The sequence below is a fragment of the Actinomycetota bacterium genome (genome assembly GCA_013152275.1).
Classification (GTDB): domain Bacteria; phylum Actinomycetota; class Acidimicrobiia; order Spongiisociales; family UBA4744; genus BMS3Bbin01.
In genome coordinates, this window is sequence record JAADGS010000006.1 from 1 (window position 1) to 6,012 (window position 6,012).

Below are 6,012 nucleotides of genomic sequence, written 5' to 3' on the forward strand. Positions count from 1 at the left end.
GACCACAGGGGCCTCCTCGACCACAGGGGCCTCCTCGACCACAGGGGCCTCCTCGACCACAGGGGCCTCCTCGACCACAGGGGCCTCCTCGACCACAGGGGCCTCCTCAGCCACAGGGGCCTCCTCGACCTCGGAAGCTGCTCCTTCAACCGGGGAATCCCCGGATGCTTCTTTCTTCTCGAGCAGTTGTGAGAGCATCGACGCCGCGTTGCGCGGCAGGGCCTGCAACAACCCGGCGAGTTTCACCATGGGTGCCTCGAACGCACCGGCCACCCTGCCAAGCAGGACGTCGCGCGGCTCGATGTCGGCAAGTCTGGCGATCTTCTCCGGCAGGAGGATCTCTCCGGCCAAGATGCCGCCCTTGATGATCAGCCGCTCGTGCTCCTTCGCGAAATCACGAAGTGCCTTCGCGACCGGGACCGGATCGTTGGCGGCAAACGCCAGCGCCGTCGGACCGGCAAGGACATCGTGGAGTCCCTCCAGGCCTTCTGCATCGGCGGCCAGTCGGGCCAAGGACATCTTGACCACCTTGTACTCGCCATCGGCTTGCCGCAAAGCGGCCCGAAGGGTCTGCTGCTCGGCAACCGTCAGACCGCGGTACTCGGTGACGAATGTCGCCCTCGCTTCGGTCAGCCGCTGTCGGATCTCTTCAACTGCCTGGACCTTGTCAGGTCTTGGCATTGCTCCTCCTCTATAAGTAAGGCTCCTCGCCGAATTACGACAGGAGCCACTGTGAGCGGAACCTGCGTGGGCCGGGGGATTTCCCCATTTGAGCTCTGCGAGCGCCAACGGTCTTCGGTCGAGGTGATAGGAGTTGTGGCCGGCACGATAGCAGTCTCATGACACAGCCGGCCATTCGGCCACGACCCGACGTCGCCAGTCGCCAGTCGCCAGTCGCCAGTCGCCAGTCGCCAGTCGCCAGTCGCCAGTCGCCAGTCGCCGAGACGTTCCCGGCAAGACGACACCGCGTCAACTACTGCAAACTGGCCAACTGGCCTCTGGACATCGCCCCTCGGCTGTGCGACACTCATGGCGGACAGCTTCGGGGTCTCCGTTCAGGCGCAAGGCGCCGCAGGAGAAGACGTAGACAAAGGGCAACCGGGGTCGCTCCGGCCGAATGTGCAGCCCCTACCCTGCACTCGCCGTTGAGAGGCTTCGGGAGAGGCGGCCGCCCATCGCCGTCGCCCAGGCTCCCCGCATGGAGCCGGCGTCTCTCCGTTCGGAGACCCCGATATCCTTGAAGGCCCGGGCAGAGCCCGGGCCTTCAAGGTGCCTTTCCTGGTACTTCGTACCGCGACCTCGCATCGAAGCAAGACCTCGGGGCGGGTGTAGCGGCTGTCGGCCCTCCGAGGCACGTGCCATTCATCGCCCAGCGAGTTCCTAGTGCACCAGAGCGATCAGGTCGTCGACGGCCCCGACATCCACCTTGACGCCTGGCCCCATCGTCGAGGACAAGCTCATGTTGCGAAGGAATCGACCCTTGGTGGATGCGGGCCTTGCACGAACGATCTCGGAGGTCAGGGCAGCGAGGTTTTCGAGGAGCTTCTGAACATCGAACGAGACCTTCCCGATGGGAGCATGTATGTTGCCGTAGCGATCGTTGCGGTACTCGATCTTTCCACCTTTGAAGTCTCGCACCGCCTTCTCGACATCGATGGTGACGGTCCCGGCCTTGGGGTTCGGCATGAGCCCACGAGGGCCGAGTACCCGGCCGAGTTTGCCAACCTCGGCCATCATGGAGGGAGTGGCGATCACCACGTCGAAATCGAGCGCCCGACCTGCCTGAATCTCTGCGGCGAGTTCCTTGCCGCCGACGATGTCCGCACCGGCGGCTTCGGCCTCACGGGCCTTGTCGCCATCGGCAAAGACTGCGACCCGAACCGTCTTGCCGGTTCCGTGCGGCAGGCTGACGGTGCCGCGCACCAACTGGTCGGCCTTCCTCGGATCGATCCCAAGTCGGTACGCCACTTCGACGGTCTCGTCGAACTTCGCGTAGGCGAACATCTTGACCAGTTCGATTGCTTCTTCCGGCGAGTACGCCGTGTGGATGTCGTACCGCAGCGCGGCTTGCGAGTAATTCTTGCCGTGTTTCGGCATTGTTCACCTCCGTGGTTCAAACGGCCCGCTCTCCGACGAGCCTCCCATCTCCGTTTTGTACCGAGTGCCCGGTACCTGGTCCGGACGTCCGAGCCTTGCTCAGGCATCCACCGTTATTCCCATCGAACGCGCCGTGCCCTCGATGATCTTCATCGCCCCTTCGATATCCACCGCATTCAGGTCCGGCATCTTCGTCTCGGCGATCTGACGAATCTGCTCACGGGTCACACTGCCCACTTTCTCCGATTGCGGCGTCGCCGAGCCCTTCTCGACACGTGCCGCCTGACGCAGGAGGACCGCCGCCGGCGGCGTCTTCGTCACAAACGTGAACGTGCGATCTTCGTAGATCGAAATCTCGACAGGGACAATGGTTCCCGTCTGGCTCTCCGTTGCAGCGTTGTACGCGCGAACGAAGTCCATGATGTTCACGCCGTGCTGACCCAGCGCGGGGCCGACCGGTGGAGCGGGAGTTGCCTGTCCGGCGGGGATCTGCAGTTTCAGAATCGCGGCCAGTTTCTTTCGTGCCATTTCATGTCCTCAGTCTTCGGTTCTCGGTCTTCGGTCCCGGCCAACGGCCACCAGCGCACAACCCTCTTACCGGCTACTGGAGGCTGGAAGCCGACTTTCCTACTGCTTCTGGATGTCGCCGAACCCCAACTCGACAGGGGTGTCGCGACCAAAGATATTCACAAGGACGGTGACCTTCTGCTGATCGACGTCCATGTCTTCGATGACACCGTTGAAATCGGCGAACGGTCCGGTGACCACACGCACCGTCTCCCCGATCTCCCATGCCGGCTTGAAGCGAGGTGCCTTCTTCTTGGGTTCGATATCCTGCACGCCCAGGAACCGTTCGACTTCGCGCCGTGACAGCGGTGTCGGTTTCACGCCGGAGCCGACGAAGCCGGTCACACCCGGAGTGTTGCGCACGGCGTACCACGAGTCGTCATCGAGATACATCCGCACGAGGAGGTATCCGGGGAAGACCTTCTTCGGGACGGTCACCTTGCGCCCACCCTTGAACTCGACGACGTCCTCCATCGGAATGACGACCTCAAAGATCCTGTCTTCGATGTGCATCGAGCGTGCCCGCGACTCGAGGTTGGCCTTGACCTTGTTCTCGTACCCGGAGTAGGAGTGCACGACGTACCAGTCGCCTGGCAGGTCGTATGGGCTGACGGGTCGTTCTTCGACGGTTTCGGTCATCAGATCCCCAGGAAGAAGAGGACGCCATCTTTGAAGAAGAAGTCCAGAGCGAAAATGTAGATCGTCAATGCAGTCGAGGTGATGACCGTTACCGTCGTAAACGCGATGAGCTCCTCTCGGCTCGGCCAAGATACTCTCTTGAGCTCGGCCCGAACCTCACGGATGAACCGTTGCAGGCGTTGCATCAGTGAAAGCTGCTCGTTCCCGCGCTGGGGACGCCGCTTACGCTGCTGCTGCTTCTTCCTCTTTTGTTTCAGTCGCCGGTCCTCACGGTCTTGGAGCCGGCGCATCTCTCGGTTCATCTTCTTACCTCTCGGCAGGGGTGGAGGGACTCGAACCCCCAACCTCCGGTTTTGGAGACCGGCGCTCTAACCAACTTCGAGCTACACCCCTAGGGGTTCGGGACGGATGACGATTATACGTTCACCCGATTGAGGCTGTAAAACCCCGGTCAGCTCGCCGGCCGCAGCCGGCGTCGGCCCCATATTGCCACAGCAGCACCGGCAACCAAGAAGGCGACGGCGACCCGAGCCCTCGAAGGTTTGGCCGTGGCGGAGACGGGACGGTCGAGCACGGACATGACTCTGGTGACGAACCACCGGGGGGCAGACACGGTCTCGCTCTTGAATTCGAGGAGGGCCCTGCGAACGGTCCGATACCCCGCGACGTCCGCCTGGCAGACGAGACAGTGGTCGACATGTGCCTGGTCGGCTTCACCGAGTGGCACGTTGCCGAGAATGTGTCCGGGTAGCAACATGCGCACCTTCCGGCATCGCAACCAGCTCATAGCTCTTCCCGCAAGTACTCACGCAACTTGACGTGGGCACGATGGAGCCGCACCTTTGCGGCCGTCACGGTGATACCGAGCACCTCGGCAATCTCCCCGTGGGTCCAGCCTTCAACGTCCTTGAGGACGACGAGCTTGCGATGCACCTCGGGCAAGCGAGCGAGCGCACTCTGCAACGCCATGCGCAACACGGCGCTCTCGCCTGCTCGTTCGGGAGTGAGCCAGCCCGGGTCTGCCACATCACCGGCCTCGTCGAGCGACCCGGCCGACCGGCGCTTGGAACGGGTCCGTAACGTCCATGCCGTATTGACGGTGATGCGGTGGATCCAGGTGGAGAACGCGGCGTCACCGCGGAACCGTGGGAGGGCCCGCCACGCCCTGATCATCGCTTCCTGTGCCACATCTGCCGCCATCTCTCGGTTTCCCACCAATCTGAGCGCCAAGCTGAACACTTCGTGTTGATGCAGTTCCACCAACCGTTCGAACGCCTCCGAGTCTCCGGCGCGGGCACGGTTGACCAGTGCATCGATCTCACTGCGTTCGACCCCCGGGTTCGTCATCGCGTTACCGTCACGTCGGCCGTCAGGTGCGTCGCCGTCTCCGATTGCAGGGCCACCCGAAATCGACCGGGAGCACCGTCGATGACCTCGCCGACGACCCGCGTCTCGACGTTCGGCCGTAGCGGAGCACGAAACCGAAACCGCGCGTCGGCAATCGGGCGCTCTCCCGGCACGTAGCGTGCCACCGCCTGTGTCACCCACGCTGCAGACAGCAGGCCGTGCACGATGACGCCTTCCAGACCGGCGGCGACGGCACTGGCATGATCCCAATGTATGGGGTTCCAGTCGTGAGACGCTCCCGCGTACCGGACGAGGTCGGCGCGGCTCGCGGACTTGGCGAGCGGCTCGATGTGCGCACCCACCGATGGAAACTCGAGAGCAGAGGCACGTTCGTTCCGCCCGCGTTCGGCGACGTCCGGCTCATCGACATCGCTACCTGTCGGTGCCGTCTCGGTGGACGCAACGAACGTCGACCGTCCCGCCATGATCGGCTCTGCGCCGACGACCTCCAACCCGAACGTGATGAACGCCGCCCCGCCGCGGGAACGGACCCGCTCGACGGTGCCCGTCACCGACAATGGTCGGCCGATCTGCAGGGGACGGTGCCAGGTGAACGTCTGCTCTCCATGCAGGACGGATCGGACCTCACCCACCACGATCGGATCGGCGAGGAACGCGGGGGCGACGGCGAAGAGCAAGGCCCCGGCGAACGAGGGCGGAGCGAAACAGCGCCAACGGTCGGGGTCGTCTCCGGTGGCCTCCACGTACGCGCCCACCTGTCCAGCGTGGATCTGCACCTGGACCGGGCCGTAGCGGCAACCTGTCAGTTCGTCGAGGCTCATGTCGGCTCCGTTGGACGCGGCGTCGGGGTGGACGTAGGCCCACCCCGACCGAGGAACCCCTTCTCTCCACCCGCAAGCGAAGCCACGTTACTACGGAGCGACAGCCCGCGTCGGCTCAGCGAGTCTCTCTGTGGGCGGTGTGCTGTCGACACCATGCACAGTACTTCTTGAGCTCCAGCCGTTCTTTCGTGTTGCGCTTGTTCTTGGTTGTTACGTAGTTGCGTCGCTTGCACTCGGTGCAGGCCAATGTGATTGGCGGACGCTTGTCAGATGCCATGGTTCTCTACTCGCTTTACTTCTCTTCGTGCGCAATGCGAAGTGTGTAATACGCAATGCTGCCGATCCGGTTGTGGCTATTTGATGACGTTGATGACGGTGCCGGCACCGACGGTACGGCCACCCTCACGAATCGCGAACTTCTGACCCTCGTCCATCGCGATCGGTGTAATCAACTCGACCGTCATCTCCGTATTATCACCAGGCATCACCATCTCGGTCCCCGCAGGCAACGTCACCGACC

General features: G+C 63.2%; 9 protein-coding genes, 1 tRNA gene and 1 pseudogene. All 11 read right to left on the bottom strand.

The genetic code is table 11. From position 1 onward, the window contains the following. Window positions 1-165: 165 nt before the first annotated feature. Window positions 166-681, bottom strand: a pseudogene (rplJ, locus tag GXP34_00235) (50S ribosomal protein L10). Between the two features lie 699 nt (window positions 682-1,380). Beyond that, entirely contained in the window at window positions 1,381-2,097 is a 717-nt protein-coding gene (gene rplA / locus GXP34_00240) for a 50S ribosomal protein L1 (GenBank protein ID NOY54404.1), read from the bottom strand. Between the two features lie 99 nt (window positions 2,098-2,196). Beyond that, window positions 2,197-2,625: a 50S ribosomal protein L11 gene (rplK, locus tag GXP34_00245; GenBank protein ID NOY54405.1), complete on the bottom strand. Its 429-nt coding sequence runs from the start codon at window positions 2,623-2,625 to the stop codon at window positions 2,197-2,199. Between the two features lie 99 nt (window positions 2,626-2,724). Beyond that, the gene (gene nusG / locus GXP34_00250) at window positions 2,725-3,261 is read right to left on the bottom strand and encodes a transcription termination/antitermination protein NusG (GenBank protein ID NOY54406.1); all 537 of its coding nucleotides are present in this window, start codon (window positions 3,259-3,261) and stop codon (window positions 2,725-2,727) included. A gap of 41 nt (window positions 3,262-3,302) precedes the next feature. Beyond that, entirely contained in the window at window positions 3,303-3,605 is a 303-nt protein-coding gene (gene secE / locus GXP34_00255) for a preprotein translocase subunit SecE (GenBank protein ID NOY54407.1), read from the bottom strand. A gap of 15 nt (window positions 3,606-3,620) precedes the next feature. After that, window positions 3,621-3,696, bottom strand: a tRNA-Trp gene (locus GXP34_00260). Window positions 3,697-3,754: 58 nt separating this feature from the next. Then, complete coding sequence (locus GXP34_00265) at window positions 3,755-4,060, bottom strand: hypothetical protein (GenBank protein NOY54408.1); 306 nt, start codon at window positions 4,058-4,060, stop codon at window positions 3,755-3,757. 26 nt (window positions 4,061-4,086) lie between these two features. Further along, the gene (locus tag GXP34_00270; protein NOY54409.1) at window positions 4,087-4,650 is read right to left on the bottom strand and encodes a sigma-70 family RNA polymerase sigma factor; all 564 of its coding nucleotides are present in this window, start codon (window positions 4,648-4,650) and stop codon (window positions 4,087-4,089) included. Then, window positions 4,647-5,492 carry a hypothetical protein gene (locus GXP34_00275; protein ID NOY54410.1) on the bottom strand — a complete coding sequence of 282 codons (846 nt, stop codon included), beginning with the start codon at window positions 5,490-5,492 and terminating at the stop codon, window positions 4,647-4,649. Before GXP34_00275 ends, GXP34_00270 begins: the two co-directional genes overlap by 4 nt. Window positions 5,493-5,607: 115 nt before the next feature. Then, window positions 5,608-5,769, bottom strand: a complete 162-nt coding sequence (gene rpmG / locus GXP34_00280; protein ID NOY54411.1) for a 50S ribosomal protein L33 — start codon at window positions 5,767-5,769, stop codon at window positions 5,608-5,610. Between the two features lie 76 nt (window positions 5,770-5,845). Next, a partial coding sequence (locus tag GXP34_00285) for an elongation factor Tu (GenBank protein ID NOY54412.1) occupies window positions 5,846-6,012 on the bottom strand: 167 nt, incomplete at its 5' end.